At 70.6% G+C, this 22,438-nt stretch carries 21 protein-coding genes; 15 read left to right on the top strand and 6 right to left on the bottom strand.

The window, feature by feature from the left end:
• Positions 1-25: 25 nt before the first annotated feature.
• Both ACIA8K_RS26655 and ACIA8K_RS26650 read right to left on the bottom strand, forming a co-directional pair.
• Positions 26-2,020, bottom strand: a complete 1,995-nt coding sequence (locus tag ACIA8K_RS26655; protein ID WP_396063861.1) for an Hsp70 family protein — start codon at positions 2,018-2,020, stop codon at positions 26-28.
• A gap of 1,094 nt (positions 2,021-3,114) precedes the next feature.
• Positions 3,115-3,465 (bottom strand): DUF6204 family protein, encoded by a 351-nt coding sequence (locus ACIA8K_RS26650; RefSeq protein WP_396063859.1) that lies wholly within the window; start codon positions 3,463-3,465, stop codon positions 3,115-3,117.
• Positions 3,466-3,689: 224 nt separating this feature from the next.
• On the opposite strand from ACIA8K_RS26650, the gene ACIA8K_RS26645 reads away from it, so the two are divergent.
• The 3 genes from ACIA8K_RS26645 (at position 3,690) to ACIA8K_RS26635 (ending at position 7,209) form a co-directional block, all read left to right on the top strand.
• Positions 3,690-5,294 (top strand): beta-1,3-glucanase family protein, encoded by a 1,605-nt coding sequence (locus ACIA8K_RS26645; RefSeq protein WP_396063857.1) that lies wholly within the window; start codon positions 3,690-3,692, stop codon positions 5,292-5,294.
• A gap of 162 nt (positions 5,295-5,456) precedes the next feature.
• Positions 5,457-6,662 carry a pyridoxal phosphate-dependent aminotransferase gene (locus tag ACIA8K_RS26640; protein WP_396063855.1) on the top strand — a complete coding sequence of 402 codons (1,206 nt, stop codon included), beginning with the start codon at positions 5,457-5,459 and terminating at the stop codon, positions 6,660-6,662.
• Positions 6,663-6,702: 40 nt separating this feature from the next.
• The gene (locus ACIA8K_RS26635; protein ID WP_396063853.1) at positions 6,703-7,209 is read left to right on the top strand and encodes an LURP-one-related/scramblase family protein; all 507 of its coding nucleotides are present in this window, start codon (positions 6,703-6,705) and stop codon (positions 7,207-7,209) included.
• Positions 7,210-7,285: 76 nt separating this feature from the next.
• Here ACIA8K_RS26635 and ACIA8K_RS26630 read toward each other — a convergent pair whose 3' ends face one another.
• The gene (locus tag ACIA8K_RS26630) at positions 7,286-9,583 is read right to left on the bottom strand and encodes a putative bifunctional diguanylate cyclase/phosphodiesterase (protein WP_396063851.1); all 2,298 of its coding nucleotides are present in this window, start codon (positions 9,581-9,583) and stop codon (positions 7,286-7,288) included.
• An 87-nt stretch (positions 9,584-9,670) separates the two neighbouring features.
• On the opposite strand from ACIA8K_RS26630, the gene ACIA8K_RS26625 reads away from it, so the two are divergent.
• Together ACIA8K_RS26625 and ACIA8K_RS26620 are read left to right on the top strand one after the other, a co-directional pair.
• Complete coding sequence (locus ACIA8K_RS26625; RefSeq protein ID WP_396063849.1) at positions 9,671-10,213, top strand: DUF4240 domain-containing protein; 543 nt, start codon at positions 9,671-9,673, stop codon at positions 10,211-10,213.
• Between the two features lie 106 nt (positions 10,214-10,319).
• Positions 10,320-10,703, top strand: a complete 384-nt coding sequence (locus ACIA8K_RS26620; protein WP_396063847.1) for a hypothetical protein — start codon at positions 10,320-10,322, stop codon at positions 10,701-10,703.
• A gap of 365 nt (positions 10,704-11,068) precedes the next feature.
• Here the strand turns inward: ACIA8K_RS26620 and ACIA8K_RS26615 are convergent, their stop codons facing one another.
• Positions 11,069-11,986 (bottom strand): saccharopine dehydrogenase, encoded by a 918-nt coding sequence (locus ACIA8K_RS26615; protein ID WP_396063845.1) that lies wholly within the window; start codon positions 11,984-11,986, stop codon positions 11,069-11,071.
• Positions 11,987-12,057: 71 nt separating this feature from the next.
• Here ACIA8K_RS26615 and ACIA8K_RS26610 point away from each other — a divergent pair, with 71 nt between their 5' ends.
• From ACIA8K_RS26610 to ACIA8K_RS26565, 10 genes are all read left to right on the top strand, one after another.
• On the top strand, positions 12,058-12,990 hold the full coding sequence (locus tag ACIA8K_RS26610) for a GlxA family transcriptional regulator (RefSeq protein WP_396063843.1): 933 nt from the start codon (positions 12,058-12,060) through the stop codon (positions 12,988-12,990).
• Between the two features lie 50 nt (positions 12,991-13,040).
• Positions 13,041-13,508 (top strand): DUF427 domain-containing protein, encoded by a 468-nt coding sequence (locus tag ACIA8K_RS26605; protein WP_396063841.1) that lies wholly within the window; start codon positions 13,041-13,043, stop codon positions 13,506-13,508.
• A gap of 30 nt (positions 13,509-13,538) precedes the next feature.
• Positions 13,539-14,144, top strand: coding sequence for a zinc-binding dehydrogenase (locus ACIA8K_RS26600; RefSeq protein ID WP_396063838.1), 606 nt, complete (start codon positions 13,539-13,541; stop codon positions 14,142-14,144).
• 65 nt (positions 14,145-14,209) lie between these two features.
• A complete protein-coding gene (locus ACIA8K_RS26595) occupies positions 14,210-14,599 on the top strand; it encodes a hypothetical protein (RefSeq protein ID WP_396063836.1) in 390 nt (129 codons plus the stop codon).
• A complete protein-coding gene (locus ACIA8K_RS26590) occupies positions 14,599-15,726 on the top strand; it encodes a hypothetical protein (RefSeq protein ID WP_396063834.1) in 1,128 nt (375 codons plus the stop codon). Before ACIA8K_RS26595 ends, ACIA8K_RS26590 begins: the two co-directional genes overlap by 1 nt.
• A gap of 142 nt (positions 15,727-15,868) precedes the next feature.
• Positions 15,869-16,354 (top strand): GNAT family N-acetyltransferase, encoded by a 486-nt coding sequence (locus tag ACIA8K_RS26585; RefSeq protein WP_396063832.1) that lies wholly within the window; start codon positions 15,869-15,871, stop codon positions 16,352-16,354.
• A gap of 182 nt (positions 16,355-16,536) precedes the next feature.
• Positions 16,537-17,196: a GTPase gene (locus tag ACIA8K_RS26580; protein WP_396063830.1), complete on the top strand. Its 660-nt coding sequence runs from the start codon at positions 16,537-16,539 to the stop codon at positions 17,194-17,196.
• A 16-nt stretch (positions 17,197-17,212) separates the two neighbouring features.
• Complete coding sequence (locus tag ACIA8K_RS26575; RefSeq protein WP_396063828.1) at positions 17,213-18,217, top strand: GTPase; 1,005 nt, start codon at positions 17,213-17,215, stop codon at positions 18,215-18,217.
• A gap of 13 nt (positions 18,218-18,230) precedes the next feature.
• The gene (locus tag ACIA8K_RS26570; RefSeq protein ID WP_396063826.1) at positions 18,231-18,452 is read left to right on the top strand and encodes a hypothetical protein; all 222 of its coding nucleotides are present in this window, start codon (positions 18,231-18,233) and stop codon (positions 18,450-18,452) included.
• A 374-nt stretch (positions 18,453-18,826) separates the two neighbouring features.
• The gene (locus tag ACIA8K_RS26565) at positions 18,827-19,426 is read left to right on the top strand and encodes an HD domain-containing protein (RefSeq protein ID WP_396063824.1); all 600 of its coding nucleotides are present in this window, start codon (positions 18,827-18,829) and stop codon (positions 19,424-19,426) included.
• A gap of 27 nt (positions 19,427-19,453) precedes the next feature.
• Here ACIA8K_RS26565 and ACIA8K_RS26560 read toward each other — a convergent pair whose 3' ends face one another.
• Positions 19,454-21,265, bottom strand: a complete 1,812-nt coding sequence (locus tag ACIA8K_RS26560; RefSeq protein ID WP_396063822.1) for a LamG-like jellyroll fold domain-containing protein — start codon at positions 21,263-21,265, stop codon at positions 19,454-19,456.
• A 181-nt stretch (positions 21,266-21,446) separates the two neighbouring features.
• Entirely contained in the window at positions 21,447-22,436 is a 990-nt protein-coding gene (locus ACIA8K_RS26555; RefSeq protein WP_396063820.1) for a hypothetical protein, read from the bottom strand.
• Positions 22,437-22,438 lie beyond the last annotated feature (2 nt).

Genomic DNA, 22,438 nt, shown 5'->3' with positions numbered 1-22,438 from the left:
GGTGGCCGCCCGCTGAGTCGACGTCCTACAGCTGGTGCATGGCGGTGATCCCGAGTCCTTTGTTGAACGTGACCTCCCAGATCTGCGTTCGGTCGGCAGCGTCGGGATCTGCCATCGCGGCGGCGAAGTCAGTAAGGGCGTACGCGCCGCCGTTGATCGTGCTGATCTCCGCCTCGTCCGCGAACGCGATCCACAACGGACCCACCCCGTCGCTGTTCGCGGCCCCCTCCTGCACCGCCGCCTCGCGGATCCGGAGCTTCAGGTGCCCGCCGGACGTGTTCGCGGAGTCGACGACCATCTTGAACGGGCCGGGTCCGCTGTAGTCGGTGCCGGGCAGCTCGAGGTACGCGTCCGGGTCATCGGGGTTCGCCGCCTTGACGGCCTGCACGACCCGCTCGTCGAGGAGCTCTCCCTTGTTGTTCCGCAGGCCGGTGCCGGACGTACCGCCGGGAGTGCCGCCGGTCGGGGCCCCACTGGGGACGCCGTTGGTCGCACCCGCCCGCGGGGATCCCCCGGCCCCGCCGCGGTTCTCGTACACGACATACTCGGCTCCTGCCGCGGCGAGCACAAGCACGGCGGCGAGCACGGCCGGGCTGCGACGCTTCTTCGGCGGCAGGCCGGTGGGCACTGGCGCGGCCCCGGACGCCCTGGTCCCCGGCAGGCCCGGACCGGCCGGCACCTCGAACCGCGAATAGGGCCGGGTCGGCGCCAGCCCGTTCCCGTCGTCCACCCGCGGCGGGAGCGGCTGCGCCGGCACGCTCTGCGGGGGTGTGGACGGTGCCATGCTGGCCGGCGGGGGTGTGGACGGTGCCATGCCGGCGGCCGGCGGGGCATACGGCACGTCCGCCGCACCGTGGCCGGCAGGCGGCGCCGGACGGTCCTGCCGTGGCGTGGCGGGCGGTCCGGAGACAGCGCCTGCGGCGGTCACCCGGTCCCGCGTCACGGGCGCGGTCAGCTCCGGGTCCGTGCGGCTCACGTCCTCGGCCGTGACCGCGCCGTTCGCCACCGCCAGCTCCGGCTGCTCGATCACGGCCGGCGCCACGCCCAGCGCACGGTGCAGCATGGACGCGACAAGCGGCACTCGGCTGGCGCCGCCGACAAGCAGCACGCCTCTCAGCCCGGACGCCTCCACCCCGGCCTCGCGGAGCACCAGGCGGGTGGTTGCCACGGTACGGTCGATGACCGGCCGGGCCAGCGCCTCGAACTGCTCGCGGCCAAGTGGTGCATCGGTCTCCAGCAGCGGCAGGTGGATGTGCGTGGCCGAGGCCCGGGACAGCATCTCCTTGCCGGTCCGCACGTCCGCCCACAGTGCCCGCGAGGCACGCCGGTCCGCCGCGGTGGCCGGCACGGTGAGCCGCTCCCAGGCCGCCGGGTCCTTCTGCGCGTAGACCGCGCCGAGGTGCGCGACGATCGCCGCGTCCAGGTCCAGGCCGCCGCCGTCGGACAGCCCGGACGTCGCCAGCAGCGCGAACCCGTTCTCGGTGCGGCGGATGACTGACGCGTCGTAGGTTCCGGCGCCGAGGTCGCAGACGACCACGCTGCCGCCGACCGGGATCGTGGTGCCGGCCGTGTGCGCGAAGTAGGACGCCGCCGCGACCGGCTCGCTGACCAGGCGCACCACCGGCCACCCCGCCTGCTTCGCGGCCTCCCGGAGGACAGCGCGGCGTCGGCCGCCCCACGCGGCCGGATGGGTGATCGTCACCCGCTGCGGTGTCACAGGCAGCTGCTCGGCCACCCGCCGGAGCACTGCCGCGAACAGGTTCGGCACCGCCACTTCCACGCCGCCGAACAGCACCGACTGCTCGTCAATGCGCTGTTTCGGGTACGGCTCGTAGCTCTCCGGCGAGGTGCGGGCCGCGTGCGCGGCATCCGGCCCGACGAGCAGCCGGCCGGCCGGGTCCACACAGACGCCGGACGGCAGCGAGGGCGCTCCGTCGAACAGCACCGGGTGGACGCCCCGGGGACCGTCCACTACCGCCACCGTGCTGGACGTGCCGAAATCTATGCAGAGGTGCGCCACCGCAACACGATAGCCGTTGTCCGGACCCACCCGGGTATCCCTCCGGCATCGCCGCGACAGGGGGTCGGTGACCAGCGGCGGAACCGGCTCCGAGCGACGAGCGGAGCGCCAGCGGAGCCCGGCGCTGAGGTTTGCCCGCGGGAGCGAGTCTGTTGCCCATTGGCGTGCGGCGGTCTGGGGTCTCACGATCGAAGGGCTGGCAGCGAGCCGAGGGTCTGGCGAGTCGTTCCGGCTGGTCGGCGGTCTCGCGGCACGCGGGGGTAGCACGGTCATCGTCTAAGCGGCGGCTGGTCTGGGCGGCTGCGGTCTGGACTGTCGCAAGGGCCGGCACCGAGACAGCGGACGCGGCCGGTAAGCCGGACGAACTCACCTTGGGCGGTCGCAAGGACCAGCACCGAAGCCGAGAGTTGCCGCAGGGTTAGTCGATCTTGGCTCTCGCGTGCCGCCGCGCCAGAGACAACGGCAGCTCGGGCACTCCGCGCCGCGATGGGTTCGCTGTTCGGGATCTCGCGTCCATCTGGCGGGATGCAAGATCCTTGCGGCTCTGGTGGCCCTTATCGCGCTCGAATAAGGGCCACCAGAACCGCAAGGATCTTCACGTGGGCCTTCCTGACCCTTCGGCGTCAGGACGAAACGCAGAGGCAGGTACCCAGATGACGAAATGTCGGGCGCGTAGCGCTCGAACCTGGACACTGACCGCGGATCACCAGATGAGCCGGGTCGTGAGCGTCGCCTGCGTCCTGACATATACGGATCCGGTAATGGCTCCGTCTTCATGCCCGACCTGAGACCTGCCGGAGTGCCGCGACCAGCCCGCACACCTGCGAAACTCCCGGCCTCGGTGCCAGCCCTTGCGACCGCGCAGACCGCAGCCGCTTCGACCCGCGGCCGCCCCGACCCAAAGCCGCCTCGAACCAAAGCCGTCACGACCCAAAGCCGCCGAGACGACGGCAGTGCTGCTCTCGCCCTCCACAACCATAACGACCAGCCGAAACCACTCACCACGCCCCAGCCCATTCGGTCGCCGGACGCGAGTGGGCAACTGCGTCGGGAGCGTGCGGGCCGGGCCACGCCGGGAGTGGGAGAGCAATCGTCTATTGCCGGGTGGCGGCCTTCCGCTGGCGTGCGCCGAGCGGCGTCTGCGCGGGGTCGACGGCCGCCGCCGTCAGGTTCTTGTAGGCGTAGCCGTGCGCGTCGAGCCACCGGGCCGCGCGCTCCTCGCCGAGCAGCGCGGTCAGCTCCAGGTCCTCGTCGTCGTCCGCCTCGATCAGGTAGCGGAACGTGAAGAACGGGCGGGCGGCCACGTCGTAGGCGAGGTAGCCGTCGGGGGTGTAGGCCGTCTTCAGGAAGTCGTGCTCGGCGGCGTCGGCAAGCAGCGCGGCCTTCTGCTCCGGGGTCAGGCCGTCGAAGGCGCCACGCACTGTCACTCTGATTCCACGGCTCATGGCGCGACCCTATAGAGCCCTGGATCGCGGCCGCACTCGATTATCCCCTCGGCCCGTTCCGGAGTCTCGCGCGTCCTGGACGACTCGCAGTCCACGTCATTTTCAAGATTGAAGTGATGGCCGCCTATTGACACACTTTGTTTACAGTTTCAAGCTGAGAGCGCTCTCCGTGCACGTCGGCGGCGAGTTACGGGTTTCTGTCGGCCCGCTCCGAGGAGTCCTCCGTGCAGATCAGAAGAAGGCTCGTGCATCTGCTCGCCGCCGTCGCGGTGAGCATCCCGGCAATCGTCCTCGCCGCCGTCCCGCCCGCCATCGCGGTCGGCCCGGCGCTGCTCCCGGTCACCGTCGCCAACACCACCGGACGCGGCCAAGGCGTCTACCTCTACGTAATCGGCACCAACCTCAGCACCGGCCGGCTCGGCTACGTCAACCAGGCCGGCACGTTCACCCCGTGGCCGGCCGGGTCGATCCCGCCCTCGCCCGCGCCGGACGTGGCGATCGGCGGTCCGGGCAACGGCGGCTCGACCACAGTGCAGTTTCCGCGCGGCTTCTCCGGGCGCATCTACTTCTCCTTCGGCGAGAAGCTCAAGCTGTTCCTCACCCCGGACGGGTTCGTCCAGCCGGCGCCGTGGAACAGCGGGGACGCCAACCACACCATCCTGTTCGACTGGAGCGAGTTCACCTACAACAACGACGGGCTGTGGCTCAACAGCACACAGGTGGACATGATCTCCGTCCCGCACGCGGTCACGGTCACCGGCGCGAGCGGCGCCACGAAGCGCGAGGGCAACCTGGTGAGCGACGGCCGCAACGCGGTGTTCACCGCGATCCGGGCACAGGCCGGATGGGCCAACACGATCAAAACCCGCTCCGACGGTACGGTGCTGCGCGCGCTCGCACCGGGCAAGGCCGCTGAGGCGGGACTGTTGAGCACCACCTACCTCGACTCGTACATCACGTCGGCGTGGAATGCCTACAGCGGCAAGACGTTGACTGTCACGCCGTTCCTGGACCAGCCGGGCATCAGGTACTTCGGGCGTACCTCCGGGAACGTCATGACCTTCACCAACACCTCAGGCGCGGCCGTGGCCTCGTTCAACAAGCCGTCGTCAGCGTCGGTTTGGGGCTGTGACCGGGATCTGTTCGCGCCGAACGACCAGGTGGTCGGGCCGATCGCCCGCACGCTGTGCGCCGCGCTGAACCGCGGCACGCTCGGCACGATCGACACCCAGCCGTCGCTTGACGCGGCGCAGTTCTACCGGAACGCCACGCCCAACCACTACGCCAGGATCATCCACCAGCAGATGGTGGACGGTAAGGCGTACGCGTTCGCGTTCGACGACGTCGGCGCGTTCGAATCGCTTGTGCACGACGGTGACCCGCGCTCGGCGTCGATCATCCTGACCCCGTTCGGCGCCGGGGGCACCACGCCACCACCGGCCGGCAACGGCGTGCCGATCGTCAGCGACTGGAACGGCAGGTGCATCGACGTGCCGAACGGCAGCTTCGTCGACAGCGCGCCGCTGCAGATGTGGACCTGCAACGGGTCCGCAGCCCAGAAGTGGACGTTCACCGGCAACACGGTGCAGGCCGGCGGCAAGTGCATGGACGTGGCCTCCGGCGCGACGGCAAACGGCTCCGCCGTCCAGCTCTACACCTGCAACGGCACCGGAGCCCAGCAGTTCGTCCTCTCCGCCGCCGGCGACCTGGTCAACGTGGCCGCGAACCGCTGCGTGGACCTGAAGGACTGGAACAACACCGACGGCGCCCGCCTGCACCTCTGGGACTGCGCCGGCACCGCCAACCAGAAGTGGCACCGGGCCGGTTGACCGGCTCCGGCATGCCTGCCGCGACACCGCCGGTGAAGCGTCGCGGCAGGCAGCTGGTCAGGGCGGCCGGTGTCACCGGTGCGATGGACGGCTCCGTGGAACGCGCGCTCTCCGGCGGTGCGGAAGCGTAGGCTGTCCGGGTTCGTCGGGAGGAGATCAGCGGTGAAGCAGGCGCAACGGCTCAAGAGCGTCAGGTACGACATCCGAGGGCCGGTGCTGCGGCGGGCTCAGGAGCTGGAGGCGGCGGGTCATCGCATCCTGAAGCTGAACCTCGGCAACCCCGCGCCGTGGGGCATGAACACGCCCGACCCGATCATGGCGGACGTGGTGCAGAACCTGACCGCCGCGCAGGGGTACAGCGACGCGCGTGGCATCTACTCCGCCCGGGTCGCGGTCGCGCAGTACTACCAGTCGCGCGGCGTGACAGAGGTGCAGCCGGACGACGTGATGCTCGGCAACGGCGTGTCCGAGCTGATCTCGATGACCATGCAGGCGCTTATCGACACCGGCGACGAGGTGCTGGTCCCGAGCCCGGACTACCCGCTCTGGACCGCCACGGTCACGCTCTGCGGCGGGCGGCCGGTGCACTACAGGTGCGACGAGTCGAACGGCTGGATGCCCGACCTCGAGCACATGGCCGCCCAGATCACGCCGAACACGCGCGCCATGGTGATCATCAACCCGAACAACCCGACAGGCGCGGTGTACGCGAAGGAGACGCTTCTCGGGATGCTCGACCTGGCCCGCCGGCACGGGCTGATGGTGCTTGCGGACGAGATCTACGACAAGATCCTGTTCGACGGCGCGGTGCACCACACGGCGGCCGCGCTCGCGCCGGACGTACCTGTGATCAGCATGGGTGGGCTGTCCAAGACGTACCGGGCGGCCGGTTTCCGCTCCGGGTGGCTTGCGATGAGCGGCTTCACCGGGGGCGACTCGGAGTACGTCGACGGCCTGCAGCTGCTTGCGAACATGCGGCTCTGCCCGAACGTGCCGGCCCAGCACGCGGTGCAGACCGCGCTCGGCGGGTATCAGAGCATCGAGCGGCTGATCGAGCCCGGCGGGCGGCTGCACGAGCAGCGGCGGCACGCGTGGGAGGGCATCACGTCGATCCCGGGCGTGGACTGCGTGCGGCCGGACGGTGCGCTCTACCTCTTCGCCCGGCTCGACCCGGCCGTGCACAAGATCCGCGACGACGAGCAGCTGATAATCGACCTGCTCGAACAGCAGAACCTGCTGCTCTCGCACGGCAGCGGCTTCAACCTGGACACGCCGGACCACATCCGGATGGTTTTCCTCGCTCCGCCTGATGTGCTTGACGACGCGATAAACCGGCTCGGGATCTTCCTCTCCACCTACCGTCAGTAGCTGATGGTGGAGATGGCCGCAGACCGGGTAAGAATCGGTCATGTTCGTAATTCGTGAGAAGTTCTTCTCCATCGGTGACGACTTCGACGTGCTCGACGGCGACGGCAACAAGGTGCTTCACGTCGACGGCAAGGTGCTCAGCGTCCGGGACAAGGTCGTGATCGAGGACCTGACCGGGCAGGAGGTCGCGAGCGTGCACCGGCACCTGGTGGCGCTGCGGCCGACCTACGAGATCCGCATCGGCGGCGAGAAGGCCGCCGAGGTCAAGAAGAAGCTGTTCACGCCGTTCCGGGAGAAGTTCACGATCGACGTGCCGGGCCCGGACGACCTGGAGATGAAGGGTGACCTGCTCGACCACGAGTACGTCATCGAGCGCGGCGGCACCCAGGTCGCCGAGGTCTCCAAGCGCTGGCTGACCATCCGCGACACGTACGCGGTGGAGGTCACCGCGGGCGAGGAGCCGCTGCTGGTGATCGGCGCGGTGCTGGCGCTCGACCTCGCCCTGGAGCGCGCGGAGAAGAAGAAGGAAGAGAAGGACAAGGACTAGCGGAAAGCGGTGGCGGTACGCCGTCACCGCTCCCACCGCGAAGCCCTGCCCACCGGCTCTATAGACAGAGGCGCGGTCAGATGACTGTCTCTGTGGCGCGCACCGGCCTGCCGAACAGCCAGCCCTGAGCGAGGTCGCAGCCCTGGGCGCGCAGCCAGTCGCGCTGCGGCGCGGTCTCGACGCCCTCGGCCACCACGCGCAGGCCGAGCGCGTCCGCCATGGCCAGCACGGCGCGGACGATCGACTCGTTCGCGGCGCTGCTGCCGATCTCGCTGACGAACGAGCGGTCCAGCTTCACGATGTCGACCGGCAGCAGATTCAGGTAGCTGAGTGACGAGTACCCGGTGCCGAAGTCGTCTACCGCAAGCGTGACGCCGAGGTCGTGCAGCGCCTTCAACGCGGCCAGCGCGGTCTCGGTGTCCTCCATGACGCCGGACTCGGTGATCTCCAGCCAAAGCGCGTCCGGTGGCAGGCCGGTGTCGGCGAGCACGTCGCGGACCACGCCGACCAGGTCGTGATCGCGCAGCTGGCGGACTGACACGTTTACCGAGATGTGCAGCGGACGGCCGTGCTCCCTACGCCAGGCGGCGACCTGGCCGGCGGACTCGCGCAGCAGCCAGGCGCCGGACTCGACGATCAGGCCGGTCTCCTCCGCGACCGGGATGAACCGCAGCGGCGTGACCGGGCCCAGCTCCGGGTGTTCCCAGCGCATCAGCGTCTCGAAGCCGTCCAGCTCACCGCTGTCCAGCGCGATGATCGGCTGGTACGTCGCGTACAGCTCACCGCGTTCGAGCGCGCCGCGCAGCGCCTGCTCCAGCTGCAGCCGGTCCCGGACCTCGTCGCGCAGTGAGGAGTCGAAGAGCGCGTAGGTGTTCCGGCCGGAGCCCTTCGCCTTGTACATCGCGGTGTCCGCGTCCCGGATCAGCTCCAGCGCCTCCGCGCCGCCACCGGTGCGCGCCACCCCGATCGAGGCGGAGACGACCACGCTGCCGACCGACAGATCGAACGGCCTGGCGAACAGGTCAAGCACCCGGGCCGCGACCGCCTCCGCGAGCACTGTGTGCGACGGGCTGGCGAACGCGATGACGAACTCGTCGCCGCCGATCCGGCAGATCAGGTCCGCGCCGCGCACGTGCTCGCTGAGCCGGCCGGCGACCGCGCAGAGCAGCTCGTCGCCGACGTGATGCCCCCAGTGATCGTTGATCATCTTGAACCGGTCGAGGTCGATGAAGAGCAGGCTGATCTGCTTGCCGTTCTCGAGTGCCGCCTCGCTCCACTCCGTGATCGACTCGGTGAGCAGCTCCCGGTTCGGCAGGTCGGTGAGCGCGTCATGGGTGGCACGCCTGCGGGTCGCGCTCTCGGCGCGGGCCCGGGAGTCGTTCGACCTGACCACCCGGAACAGCACGGCGAACACAAGCAGCGCGCAGAGCGTGGCCCGGACCACGCCATCCAGCACACCGCCGATCGGCTCGACGGTGGTCACGATCACCGGGACCAGCACCACAAGCGCGATCACCGCCGTCCGGAGCGGGGACAGCGCGCTTACCACAGTCTGCTGCGGCTCGGTGAGCGTGCGCATCGACGGGTGCGTGGTCGCGGCCCCGAACAGCAGGAACGAGGTCGTGTAGAGCACATCGACCAGGTGCGGCGAGATGTCGGCAAGCGCGCCGTCGCGGATCGTGTAGAGCAGATCGCCGCTCAACAGGCTGCCCGCGCCGAGGATGAGCAGCCAGAGCGCCGGAGCGCGGGCGCCGCCGGCCAGTGCGAGCTGCGCGACAAGCACGATCAGCACCACGTCGATGACCGGGAAGAACGAGTTCGCGAACCGCAGCGCGGGCAGCCCGGTCTGCGCGATCGACGGTGCCACCAGGTAGGTCCACGCCATGAACGCGGACGCCACGCCGACAAGTGCCGCGTCCACCCAGGCGGGGTCGTCCCGGTCGGCGTGGCGGCGGCTCAGCAGGTCGGCGAACGCGTACGCCGCCACCAGATAGCCGGGCACCACGAACGCGTCCGGGATCAGCGCCGCCGCGGTCGGCGGCGAGACGGCCGCGCCCGGCACCGTCACCCGCGTGATCAACCCGGCCAGGAACAGCAGGCCGGCCAGGCACAGGTGCCGCCACGGCGCCCGGTCCTCAGGCAGCGCGACCCGGAACGTGCCGTAGCCGACCGCCGCCATCCCGGCAAGCGTGCCGGCCAGACCCAGCGGCGCGCGCAACGCCTCCGGCCCGGCCACGGCCAGTCCCACGATCATCACCGCGGCCGCGACAAGCAGCCACGTCAGGGTCCCGTCACTCGCCGGCAGCGGGCCCTGATCCGCGGGCGCCGGTGGGCGCTCAGGGGCGGTGCGCGCCAGCGGACGCACTGGGGTCATATCGCCCCGATCGGCACCGACGCCACCTGTCTTAGCCGGTTTCGCCCACCGGCCGAAAATGTCGGGGGTCGGCGCTAGCGTGCGCGTGTGACTGAGACATCCGCGGGACGACTCCCGACCGCTGAGGAAGAGGACCGGTTCTGGGCGCTGGTCGAGGGCGCGTGGGCCGAGCTGGGCGACGAGCCGGCCGCGCTCCGGCGTGCCCTGCTGACCCGCGACCCGTCCACCGACGCGGAGAGCGAGCAGCTCTACGCGATCGACGCCTGGCTTGACCGGTTCCTGGAGCGGCTGCGGGCCGCAAGCGCAGACCTCTCACCCGCGGAGCTGACCGCGCTGGACCGGGTCGTGGAGCGCGCGCTCTACGACCTCGACCGCGCCGACATCCACGAGGTGACCGACGGCTCCGACGACGGCTTCCTCTACGCGCGCGGCCACATCGTGGCACTCGGCCGCGAGTTCTACCAGGCGGTCCGGCGTGATCCGCGGATGGCGGTGCTGGACGGCGAGTGCGAGTCGATGTGCTACTTCTTCGCCCACCTGCACAGCGAGCGCGTCGACGGCGACTGGCCCGACACCGGCTCCGGCATCTCCCGCGAGTCCGGCAACAACAGCGCGGGCTGGCCGTCCTAGACGGCATTCACGCTTCACCGAAGGATCCCTCACGTGGCGGGGCCGACCCTTGGCTCATCACCGGCGACCCACGGCTGGGCGCCGCCACAGGAGGGGACAACAGACAATGACAACCCATCAGGGGGTACGGCGACGCGCGCTGATCATGCTGGCTGTGCTGGGCGCCGCCATGCTGGGCGTGCCGTCCACCGCGCAGGCAGTGCCGGGCGCCACAGTGGTCTCGACGCCGTCGATCACCGACTCGGACACCAAGTCAAGCGTCGCGGTCTGCCCGGCCGGCACGCTCGTGCACGGCGCCGCCGGCCGGATCGTCAACGGCGGCGGCGTCGTGTCGATCACCGACATGGTGCCGAGCCCGGCGCTGACCTCGGTGCGCGTCCAGGGCGTGGAGAACGACGCGTACGCGCCGGACTGGCGCGTCATCGCGATCGCCGTCTGCGGGCCGGACAACGGGCACGGCCTGAGGCGCTGCGCGGAGCTTGGCGCGTAGCGATTCGGCCTCCGGGTGGCCGAGGTCGTCGAGGATCCGCTCGGCGGCGCGCCAGGCCCCGCGGGCGGCGGTCACCTCACCGGCGGCCTCGTGCGTATCGCCCAGGTGGGCGAGCACGAGGCCCTCGGCGTGCCGGTCCCCCATGTCCCGGAACAGCTCGAGCGCCCGGCGGCCGGCGCCGGCCGCACGCCCACCGATGCGCACGACGACGTCCTCAAGCACCTGGAACTCCACGGTCATCGCGTCCATCACCCCCGCCCAGCCTGCCGTGCCACCCCGCTCCCGTCCCCGTTCCTGTCGCCGATCCGGCTCCCGGAACCGGCCGGAAGCGGCTGTGGGACGGTTGGGCAGGGCGTGCACCGATGTCACACCGGCGACCCTGAGCTGTCGAAACAGTCCAGGCCGATCGCGGTCAGGAAGTCGGCGGGGTCGAAGCGGGCGCCGAGGGAGGCTACGCCCGGGGTGGCGCCGTGACCGGCGAGGAGACGGGTGGCCGCCTCGACGACAAGGGGTGCGGTGATCGCGTAGATGTCGTGGCCGCGCGCGACTGCACGCCGTTCCCCGGACGCGGAGCGGGTGACCACCTCGACAAGGAACGACTGGCCGTGGTCGGTGAACGCGCCTGAGGCACGCAGGTCGGCGACCGCGTTCGTGGTCATGAACGTGGCGATCTCGGGGGTGTCCAGGTGGGTGGGGATGGTGGCGCTGTCCGCCATGGTGAACTCGCCAATCACCTGCCGCGTGCCGATCGGGGGCGGGAACGTCCACTCGGTGTGCGGGGCGTCGCCGTCGAGGAGGCGCAGGCGGCCGCCGGTGTAGGCGATCCGGCGTCCGTCGCGGCGCTGGGCGGAGACACGGCCGGTGGCCCGGGTGCCCGGCGTGGGATGCCAGCTGCTCAGCGCGTACCCGATGAGGATCTTCTCGGTGTGGGGTAGGTGTGTGGCGGTGGCCAGCAGGTCGGCGAGGCCGCCGAAGAACGCGGCGGCGGGGACGATCGGGACGGGCGCGTCCGCGTAGGCGGTGAGCGTGTCGGTCACCACCTCGATCTCCGCTGTCACGTCCAGGTAGGGGAGCCCGGCCCGGATCGCCGCGTCGATTGCGGGCGCGGCTGTGGCAACGAACGGGCCCGCACAGTTGATCACGGCGTCGGCCTGCTGAAACGCGTGGTCCAGGTCGGTGTCACGGGTGCACGGGATCGGCGTCAGGCCGCGCCGGCGCAGCTCCGCGATCACGAATCCGCCGGTGTGGCCGGTGCTGCCGAGGACGGCTACTCGCTTCGTCATGACGACAAGCCTGATGGGTGTGGCCGGCGCGGGACAGTGTCCGGAACGACGCGACCCGTACAGTTTCGGACATGACCACCGTCGCCGTGGCCGTCACGGACGGCACGCCGCTGTTCGAGCTGGCCGCCGCCTGCGAGGTGTTCGGCGTCGACCGGGACCTGGCACGACCGTGGTACGACCTGACCGTCTGCGGCGACGACGGCGCACGGGTCGGCGGCTGGCTCACCGCGGGGATCCGGCACGGCCTGGACGCGCTGGCCGGCGCGCACACAGTGATCGTGCCGTCGATCGGCGACCTCTCGACGGTCTCGCCGGCGCTCGTCGACGCGGTCCGCACCGCGCACGCGGCCGGCGCCCGGGTGGCGTCGCTCTGCACAGGCGCGTTCGTGCTCGCCGCAGCCGGGCTCCTGGACGGCCGCCGGGCCACCACGCACTGGGCGCACACAGATCTTCTGCAAGCACGGCATCCGGCGGTACGGGTCAATCCCGACGTCCTTTACATCGACGAGGGTGATGTGCTCACCTCCGCCGGGAAGGCCGCCGGCATGGACCTCTGCCTGCACCTGGTTCGCGCCGACCACGGCACCGCGGTCGCGAACGCGCTGGCCCGCACGCTTGTCGTACCCCCGCACCGGCCGGGCGGCCAGGCCCAGTTCATTCCGGCGCCGGTCACCCACGGCCGCGACCACGTGCTCGGGGCGCTGCTCCCCTGGGCGCTGGCCCGCCTCGACCGGCCGCTCAGCGTCACCGACCTGGCCCGGCAGGCGGGGATGAGCGCGCGCAACCTGGCCCGCCACTTCCACGCGGTGACCGGGACGAGCCCGCTGCGCTGGCTCCTCACCCAGCGGGTACGCCACGCGCAGGAGCTCCTCGAGACCACGGACCTGAGCATCGAGCAGATCGCCGGCCGCACCGGCATGGGCACCTCCACCACCCTGCGCCGCCACTTCACCACGCACCTCGGACTGCCACCCGAGGCGTACCGGCGGACATTCAGGCCGTGAGCCGTCGCGCGGTTGCCGGACCTGGCACCGGTGCGCCGTACCCTCGGATCATGACTGTGGAATCGGTGTGGGACTACCCGCGACCGCCGCGCCTGGAGCGGACCGGCGCGCGGGTGACCGTCGCCCACGGCGGCGTGCTTGTCGCGGAGAGCGTGAACTGCTGGCGGGTGCTGGAGACGTCGCATCCGCCGGTCTACTACATCCCGCGGGCCGACATCACGGACGGGCTGCTGCAGCCGGGCGAGGGCCGCTCGTTCTGCGAGTTCAAGGGCTGGGCGAGCTACTGGGACCTGGTGACGCCGGGCTCGCGGGTGGCGCAGGCCGGCTGGTCCTACCAGGAGCCGACGCCAGGGTACGGCGCGATGACCGGCGCGGTCGCGTTCTATCCGAGCCGGGTCGACGAGTGCCGGGTGGACGGCGAGGTGGTACGCGCGCAGGAGGGCGACTTCTACGGCGGCTGGATCACCGAGGGGATCGCCGGGCCGTTCAAGGGCGGGCCGGGGACGAGCGGGTGGTGAGGAACGCGAGCGAGCTGTCCGAAGGACTTCGTGCTGCCGTTGCCGGCCACGCTTGACCTGGCCGGCGCGGCACCGCTGATGTGCGCGGGCCTCACCATGTTCTCCGCGCTGCGTGAGTGGCGGGCCGGCCCCGGCACCCGGGTCGCGATCGCCGGGCTGGGCGGGCTCGGCCACCTCGGCGTCAAGCTGGCCGCCGCGATGGGCGCGCGGGTCACAGTGCTCAGCCGCGATCACGCGCGGGAGGCCGATGCCCGCCGCTTCGGCGCGGCCGCGCTGCACACCGTGGCGGACGCGCCCCGCGCCGCGCTCGACCTGATCATCTCGACCGTCTCCGCGGTCACCGACCAGGCGCCGCTGCTCGACCTGCTCGATGTGGACGGCACGCTGGTGATGGCCGGCGCGCCCCCGGCACCGCTGAGCGTCCCAGCCGGGCACCTGATCACCTGGCGCCGCCGGGTGGCCGGCTCGTCAATCGGCGGCCTTGCCGAGTCCCGGGAGATGCTCGACTTCTGCGCCGCACACGGGATCGAGGCGGAAACCGAGATCATCCACGCGGATCAGATGGGTACGGCGTTCGCGCGCCTGGACGCGGCCGACGTCCGCTACCGGCTGGTGCTTGACGCGTCGACGTTGTAGACGATCCGTCGATCGGCGCACGTTAGGCTGCGCCGTCCGATCACCGTTCAGAAGGACCACACCACATGCCGACATGGCACGAGCTTCGCGAGCACGCGCGCACCGCCTACCGCCTGACGAAGGAGGACGATCACGGGTTCGCGCTCATCTGGCAGTACGAGTCCGGGCGCTCCCAGCAGATCTCGGTCCGTCACTTCTCGTACTGCGAGCAGGACTGGGTGGAGTTCCGCAGCTACGTCTGCAAGGCGGACGAGATGTCGCCGCGGGCCGCGCTCCGGAAGAACGAGGACTTCACCATCGGCGCGCTCGCCACCGACGCGGACGGCGACTACTTCCTGATCCACCAGGCACCGCTGTCCACGCTGGATCCGGATGAGTTCGCGTTGCCGCTGCGCGCGCTTGCCACCACCGCGGACACGCTTGAGAAGCAGCACTCCGAGCGGGACGACTTCTGATGACCGAGGTCTTCGTCCCCGCCGACTGGGCGGACCGCAAGCCCGGCCCCAAGCACTGGACCGGGGACGCACGCAGCGACGACCCGGCCGCCCGCAAGGTCCACGCGCCCACCGCAGCCGGGATCGGCGACGGCAAGGCGTTCCTGTTCCTGTTCGGCTACAAGACCGCCGGCACCCAGGACCCCGGCATGATGGCCGCGGAGCTCGCCGAGATCGACGACGACGTGGCAGTGCTTCGCGGGGCCGGCTACACAGTGGTCGTCGACACCCAGGCCACCCGCGACGACCTGCTGGACGCGGTCGCCGGCCGCGGCCTCGACGACCTCGTCCCGGCCGGCATCTACTGGAGCTCGCACGGCGGCGCCGACGGCAGCCTGGAGACCTGCGACGGCACGCTCGTCACGCTCTCCGACGTGGACACCGCGACGGTCTCCCCCGGGCTGCGGCTGATGGTGCTCGGCGCCTGCTACGTCGGCGCCTACGCCCCCGCCTGGCGTGCCGCGCTCGGCGGCCACCCGCTTGTCGCCGGCTGGGGACGCCCGGTTACGCTGCAGCGCGCCATCGACTTCCTTGAGGAGGGCCGCGACTCCGACGTCGGCCTCGACGACCTGATCAAGGAGTGGCTGCTCACCGACGCGCCACTGCCGCCGAACCCGGCCAACGCCTCCTCCGGCCTCGCGCCGGCCGCGGTCGCGTCGGGCAGGATCGGCCGCCTCAAGCAGCGCATGCCGACGATCGCGGAACGGCTCGGCGCGGGCTGGGCCGAGCACGACAACCACGTGGACATCACGGTTCCGCTGCCCGCCGGGCGTACCCACGTGGTCCAGATCTTTCTGATCGACGGCACGGATCCGTTCGCCGAGGGCGTGACGCTGTGCGGCATGGAGGCCGACGTCGGCCCGACCTCGCCGCTGATCACGCCGGAGACGCTGCTGCGCGCCGCCGGACATCCCGGCTACGGGCGGGTCGCGCTGGTCACCGGCCCGACCGGCGTCCCGCAGATCGTCACGCAGTCGTTCACGCCGCTTGCCGGCACGTCCACCCAGCAGCTCGCCGCGCGGTGCTACCAGGTGGCACAGCAGGCGGACGCGCTCGAATTCGCCATCTTCGGCATCGACGGAAGCTGACACCCCGGGCGCCCGCCCTCAAGCGGGCGCCCGCACACCCCTTACCACCAGATTTTCCCGCTTCCGCGGTGGTCCGGCCCGCACGCTCCCGCGGGCACCGGTTCCGCGTCCGGCCAGGAAAGACCAACGCTAGAGTCAGACCGTGCAGGTACGTGAATACGACGACGGCGACTGGACACAGGTCTGGACGATCATCCACGACGTGGTGCGCGAGGCCGCGACGTTCCCGTTCGACCCGGACATGACGGAGCAGCAGGCCAGAGCCGTGTGGATCGAGGCGCCTCCCGGGCTGACCGCGGTCGCCGCCGAGGACGGGCAGGTGCTCGGCACCGCGAAGATGGGCCCGAACCGGTCCGGTCCCGGCGCCCACGTCTCGACGGCCAGCTTCATGGTCGCGGCCGGCGCGCGCGGGCGGGGCGTCGGTGACGCGCTGTGCCGTTTCGCGCTCGACTGGGCACGCGGCCACGGCTACGCCGGCATGCAGTTCAACGCGGTGGCCGAGTCGAACACCACTGCGGTGCGCCTCTACCAGCGCCACGGCTTCGAGATCCTCGGCACGGTCCCGCGGTCGTTCGCCCACCCCACGCGTGGCCGCGTCGGCCTGCACCTCATGTACCTGGAGTTCTAAGCCGGGCAGATTCCCGGGTTCCGAGCCGGGCGTCCGAGTCCCCGTCGCCCCGTCACGCATGCCGATCAGGCACCGGCCGGATCCGTACGGTCATGTGATTCAGACCGTTATCCGCACCATTCCGACATGACTTCCGGCGTATGTTTCGGGTGCCCCGGAATCCGCCGACGGATGGTGGCGACATGACCGACATGGCGCGAGACGCATTCATCGATGATGTTCGTAGATATCGGTGCAGACGACGCAAGCCTACATTCATCATTTCGGGCGGCACCGGGCTCGGAAAGACGACAACAATCAACACGCTGTTCGGCCGGCAGGTCGGCGCGGTCGGACATCTCGCCCGCGGCACCGACCGGCCGCAATACTACAAATGGGGTACGCGAGGGCGGCACATCGTCCTGGTCGACATGCCCGGCTTTGGTGATTCCAAGGACCGCGACCAGACCTCGACATCGTCCTACCGCCGGTGGCTGCGCGGCGCCGACGCGTTCATCGTTGTCGTCACCCCACCCCGGCCGGCCTCACTACCGACGCTGCGGGCGGTGAAGGCGCTGCTCAAACACGGTGTCCGGCCCGAGCGAATCGTGTTCGGACTCAACCGGCTGACGCTGATCAACGTGGAGACCGACCACGACCTGGTGCCGCTGGAGATCGGACAGGACGGACCAGCCAAGCCTGAGTTTAGGGCGGCGGCAGACCGCGCGGCCGCAGAGTTCGTCAGCAGTCTGCGGGACGCTACCGGCGCCTTGTTCGGTGGCCACCAGGTGGTCCCGTACGACGCCGTGACCGGGTGGAATGTGCACCCCCTGCTCGGCCGCGCCCTGCGGACACTGCGTTGAAAAGGAGGTACGGAACATGACCGCACCGAGCCAGGAACAGATCCGCGACGTCATCGACCAGCACCGCGCAAGCCTTCCGACTAAACGGAAACCGTGCGTCATCGTCTGCGGCGGCATCGGCGCCGGAAAGACGACGACAATCAACACGCTGTTCGGCGCGGACGTCGGCGCGGTCGGCCATTTCTCCCGCGGCACAGCACAGGACGAACTGTACGAGTGGGAGTCGCACGGCGAGCACCTCGACGTCGTCGATCTGCCCGGGCTCGGCGACACCAAGGAACGGGACCGCGAATACCGTGACATGTACCGGCGGCGGGTCGAGGGCGCGCACGGTTTCATAGTGGTCACGACGCCGCCCCGCCCGGCGAGTCTGCCGACGCTGCGCACCGTCACGCTGCTGCTCGGGTGCGGCGTCCCGGCGGAACGCATCGTCATCGCGTTCAACCGGTTGAGCATGCTCAACGTGGAAATCGACGGCGAGCTGATGCCTGTCGAGATGGCCGGGCTCGGCGGCCCGCTCGATCCGGAGGGCCGGGCCCGGGTGGAGGAGGCCCGCGCCGCCCTGCTGTCCGATCTCCGCGCCGGAACCCGCAACCACGCGTTCACGCTCGCGCAGGTCGTGCCGTACGACGCGCTGAGCGGCTGGAACCTATACGGCGTGCTTGGCGCGGTCCTGGCCGGGCTGCCCGGCGACACACTGCCGCCGTGGCGCGACGCGGTAAGCACCGCCGCCGCCCGCGCCGTCGAGAAGCAGCGCAAACGGTCGGCGCGGGAGCGGAAGCACATCGCCGAATTGGAGGCCCGGATCCACCAGCTCACCGCGGACGAGTATCGGTACTTCGTCCGGCGGAAGGAGGTGTCCGAGGCCGGTGACCGGGGCAGCAACGAGACCGTGAAGGCCGCCGCCGCGCACGAACGCAGCATCAGCGACCGGTTCGGTGACGCCGTAACCCGCTGGACCGGCTCCCGCACGGCCGGCGACGTCGCCCGCGTGGCCGTCTCGGTCTTCCTCGGCAGATGACTCGGAGCAGCTGATGGACCTGAACACCGCCCTGCAACTGACCCTCAAGGCACACCGGATCTACCGGACCATCAACGACTTCGTGTCGGACACGCAGGAGACCTTGAAAGGCCACGCCGGACGCGAGTACGAGACCGCGAGGGCGCACATCGACAACGCGGCGCGGAACCCGTCACGCGCGCGGGACGAGCTCAACAGCGCCCACAGCGCGCTGGACCGGGTGCATCGCACCTAGCGGGACTATGCCCGGGGCCAGCAGGGCCTGCTCTGGCACCTCATCGTGGTCGGGAACATCCGGCGGTCACGCGAGGTCAAGGGTTACGAGGAGGCCTGCGCGGCCGCGCTGATCGAGGCGGCGATCCTCCGGTAGCTCGGAGACTCGGTCAACGCCGCAACCACTGTACGTACTGCGCTTGAGTACTTCGACCAGTTCGCCCGCGCCGAGATCGACGAGTACGTCGGCCGCGAGTCCTGGACCGACCACAACGGCATTCCCTACCTGCCGGACACCACCGAGCTCAGCACACGGCACCGGCAACTGCGGTCGCGGATCGCACAGAACCTCTGACCAGCGCGGCGGCGCCGTACGCGGATGGCCGAGAATGGGGTGTGATCATTCCGAGTGACAGTGAGATCCGGGGCCTGCACGAGCGGCACGCGCCGAGTGCCGAGGCGTTCGAGACGGTGTGGACGCACTGTGAGATCGTCTGCGCGATCGCGGAGCAGCTGATGGACGGGCTGAAGGACCACGATCTCGACCGCCCGCTGGTACGGGCCGGCTGTCTGCTGCACGACATCGGCGTCTACCGGCTCTACGGCGTGGACGGGCGGCTGGACGGCCGCAACTACGTCACGCACGGGCTGCGCGGCGAGGAGCTGCTGCGCGAGGAAGGGCTTCCGGACGCGCTGTGCCGGATCTGCGCGCATCACACCGGGGTCGGCATCAGCCGGGAGGACGTGCTGGCGCAGGGGTTGCCGCTGCCACCGGCCGACTACCTGGCGACCACGCCCGAGGAGCGGCTGGTCATGTACGCGGACAAGTTCCACAGCAAGAAGACGCCGCCGGTGTTCAACACCGCCGAGTCGTTCGCCGCGTCGATCCTGCGGTTCGGAGCGGACAAGCCGGGCCGTTTCGACGCGCTCCGCGGGGAGTTCGGCGAGCCGGATCTGACGCCGCTCGCCCTCAGATACCGGCACGCGGTCATCTGAGGGCGAGCGGTCGGGTAGGCCGTGGTGCTACAGCGACACGGTACGGCCGCCGAGCGTCATGACCAGCCGCCCGTCCGAGGCGAAGGACCAGGCCAGGGCGCCGGTGTAGTTCGCGCACCGGGAGCCGTTGGACCCGGACCAGAACTGGTTGGAGCTGTCCGAGTTGCCGATGATCCGGTCGTTGGTGCCGCTGCCGCTGCGGCAGGACGTGTTGTTCCGGAACACCGAGCTGCCGGCGTCGAAGTTGAAGTTGCGCTCGGTGTTGTCGATGCTCAGGTTGTTCGAGATCGTCATGCTGCCCGGGTTGCTGTTGTAGGTGAACCCGTGCTTGCCGTTCTTGTAGGCCACGCTGCGCAGCACCGTGTGGTTGACGCCGATGTCCTCGCCGCCGAGCTTGTAGCCGTTGCGGTCGCCGTTGCCGTTCGTGGTGCCGTTCGACAGCGTGCCGTTGCTGTAGGCGAGCGAGTCCTCGATGGTGACCGTGCCGATCGGGCCGGTGTCCGACTTGGTGTAGAGGTCCCAGCCGTCGTCAATGTTGTTGTGCGACACCGTGTAGCGAAACACGTTGCCCGGCCCGGCGGTCAGCTTGGCCGCGAAGCCGTCCGCGTCCTCGCCGTCCGAGTCCGCATTGTCGTGCGACTCGGAGCTGAGGATCAGGTTGTTCGCCGGCCACGCGCTGTTCGGCGTGTCCGCGGCGATCCGGGAGATCTGCAGGCCGCTGTCCCGGTTGTAGCGGGTGATCACGCGCTCGATGATGTTGTTGCTGCCGCCGACGAAGATGCCGTTGTCACCGGCGCGCTCGACGACGATCCCGTACACCCGCCAGAAGTTGCCGTTGACCGCGAGCCCACGGGCCGCCGGGTCCTCGGCCTGGCCGGAGAAATTCAACACCGGAGTCTCGCCGGGGTACGCCTGGAGCGTCTTCCGCGCGGACGACGTGCCGTTGTTACCGGCCGCGATCGTGAGGGTCGCGGACGAGCTGTAGGTGCCGCCGCGCAGGTAGATGGTGCCGCCCGCGCCGATCCGGGTGATCGCGGACGCGACGGTTGTCGGCGCCGCGATCGTCCCGGCCGCGGTCGCACTGCCGGTCGGTGACGCGTAGAGCGCATTCCCCGCGGGCGGCGGCGTGGTGACCGGCGGCGTCGTCGGGGCCGGGGTGGTCGGGGCGGGAGTTGTCGGAGCAGGCGTGGTCGGCGTGGGCGTGCTGCCGCCACCGGTGGTGACCGTGACGTCGTCGAAGCCCGCGGACGCGAACAGCGTCTGCAGCCCGATCCGCCCGGCGGACGCGACAGTGCTGGTCCCGGAGCCGACGGCAGCGCCGTCCACGCTGCCGCTCACCGTGCCGCCGGTGACAGTGAGACTGAGCGTGTACCAGCTGCCGGTCGCGACCGTCCGGGACGCGGTGCCGAGCACTGTGACGTTGCCGCTGTTCACGGCCTGCAGCTGGGCCTGGTTGCCGGGCAGCAGCGCCAGCCGGTAGTAGGTGGTCGAGCTGGTGGCGCGCGCCAGCAGCCCGACGACGCCGCCGGAGCCGAACGACAGCGGCTTGACCCGCGCGGACACGGTGTAGTCGGTCCAGGACGCGTCGCCTGCGAACTCGCGCGCGTTCTCACTTCCCGCGTTGGTCTGCCGGAGCGTCTGCGAGCCGTCCGCGGTGACGGTCCAGGTGCCGCCGGACTTCGACCAGCCGCTTGTGCTGCCGCTCTCGAAGTCGGCGGTGAACACCGTGGCCGCGTCCGCACCTGTCACGGTCACCGCGAGCGCGGCGGTGACAAGCGCGGCGACCCCTCCGGCGACCGCCAGCCGGCGGCGTGCGAGGGCATGGGGAACTGGAGCCATGGGTGGGTTTCTCCTTGTCGCAACGCGGAGCGCCGCCGGACGTGGAAACGGTCTCCGGCACGGGAGACGGCGTGCGTCCACGGGGCGTTTCCGGCGGCCTCCGGGACGGATCTTCTACGTCGGATACTTCACCCGGTGATACACGCCGGTCAATAACTCGGGTGTGCAGGTTTGTTGCAGGTCAGCGCCGCCGGAGGCGCCGGGCCAGACCGAACGCGAGCGCGCCGAGCACAAGCACGCCCGCACCGGCGGCCACGACGATCCGGGCGGTGGTGGAGTCCTGAGCCGGTGCCGCTTCGGCGGAGGGGGACGGCGACGGGGACGCGGAGGGCGACGGTGCCGGAACGACCGAGGCGTAGCGGAGGATCGGCTGGTCGTCGCCCTCGGAGACGGTGAGCAGGGCCTTTCCGTCCGGGCTGTAGGTGATCGCCTCGCCCTGCGGCTCGTTCGGCAGCGGGATGCGCTCCGGGGTGCCCTCGGTGACGGCCTTGACGACGTCGCCGTCCACGACCGGGAACTCGAACGCGTCCGCGTACGTGCGCAGGACCACCCGGGTGCCGTCAGGTGAGACAGCGCCGCCGGTGACCACAAGCCGCCCGGCGAAGCCGAACGGGTTGGCTGTCGACGTGTCCGGGATGCGGAACGAGCCGGCCTTGCGCAGCACGTCACCGTCCGCGACGTACAGGCCGGCCCGGATCGGGTCCTTGGTGACGATGATCGGGGTGCCGTCGCCGTCGAGGAGCAGCGCCTCCGCGTTGTGCGCGCCGTCCGGGTAGGTGTGGCGTCGCAGCTCGGGCTGCTTGGCGCCGGGGGCGAGGCGCCACAGGCCGACCGTCTCACGCACGCTGTCGTTGTCGCCGATGTCGCCGACCCAGACCGTGCCGTCCGGGGCGAGCGCGAGATCCTCGGTGTCGCGCGGCTCGGACGGGTAGGCGACCGCGCGTGCCACGTCGCAGGCCGCGTCCAGGAAGAAGATCCGGCGGGCGGCCGGGTCGTCAGCGCCGTCGTTGACCGTGACGTAGCCGTCCGCGGTGGCAGCGAGCCCGGACAGCTCGGCGAGCCGACCGTCCCCGACCGTGCACACCGGCTCCGGCCCCGGGGCGGCGAACCCGCCACTGAACAGCATCACGCCGCTGAGCTGCATTACCAGGACCGCGAGCGCCGACTTCACCA

The organism is Catenuloplanes sp. NPDC051500, from assembly GCF_044454585.1.
In the GTDB taxonomy this organism is placed as follows: Bacteria; Actinomycetota; Actinomycetes; order Mycobacteriales; family Micromonosporaceae; genus Catenuloplanes.
This window is presented reverse-complemented; position numbering and strand designations above follow the sequence as displayed.

Excerpts from the sequence above, each read along its gene's own strand:
- ACIA8K_RS26590 (WP_396063834.1), top strand. The coding sequence starts at position 14,599 with ATGACCGAGGTCTTCGTCCCCGCCGACTGGGCGGACCGCAAGCCCGGC.
- ACIA8K_RS26575 (WP_396063828.1), top strand. The coding sequence starts at position 17,213 with ATGACCGCACCGAGCCAGGAACAGATCCGCGACGTCATCGACCAGCAC.
- ACIA8K_RS26630 (WP_396063851.1), bottom strand. The coding sequence starts at position 9,583 with ATGACCCCAGTGCGTCCGCTGGCGCGCACCGCCCCTGAGCGCCCACCG.
- ACIA8K_RS26570 (WP_396063826.1), top strand. The coding sequence starts at position 18,231 with ATGGACCTGAACACCGCCCTGCAACTGACCCTCAAGGCACACCGGATC.
- ACIA8K_RS26610 (WP_396063843.1), top strand. The coding sequence starts at position 12,058 with ATGACCACCGTCGCCGTGGCCGTCACGGACGGCACGCCGCTGTTCGAG.
- ACIA8K_RS26580 (WP_396063830.1), top strand. The coding sequence starts at position 16,537 with ATGACCGACATGGCGCGAGACGCATTCATCGATGATGTTCGTAGATAT.
- ACIA8K_RS26615 (WP_396063845.1), bottom strand. The coding sequence starts at position 11,986 with ATGACGAAGCGAGTAGCCGTCCTCGGCAGCACCGGCCACACCGGCGGA.
- ACIA8K_RS26620 (WP_396063847.1), top strand. The coding sequence starts at position 10,320 with ATGACAACCCATCAGGGGGTACGGCGACGCGCGCTGATCATGCTGGCT.
- ACIA8K_RS26560 (WP_396063822.1), bottom strand. The coding sequence starts at position 21,265 with ATGGCTCCAGTTCCCCATGCCCTCGCACGCCGCCGGCTGGCGGTCGCC.
- ACIA8K_RS26605 (WP_396063841.1), top strand. The coding sequence starts at position 13,041 with ATGACTGTGGAATCGGTGTGGGACTACCCGCGACCGCCGCGCCTGGAG.
- ACIA8K_RS26650 (WP_396063859.1), bottom strand. The coding sequence starts at position 3,465 with ATGAGCCGTGGAATCAGAGTGACAGTGCGTGGCGCCTTCGACGGCCTG.
- ACIA8K_RS26595 (WP_396063836.1), top strand. The coding sequence starts at position 14,210 with ATGCCGACATGGCACGAGCTTCGCGAGCACGCGCGCACCGCCTACCGC.
- ACIA8K_RS26635 (WP_396063853.1), top strand. The coding sequence starts at position 6,703 with ATGTTCGTAATTCGTGAGAAGTTCTTCTCCATCGGTGACGACTTCGAC.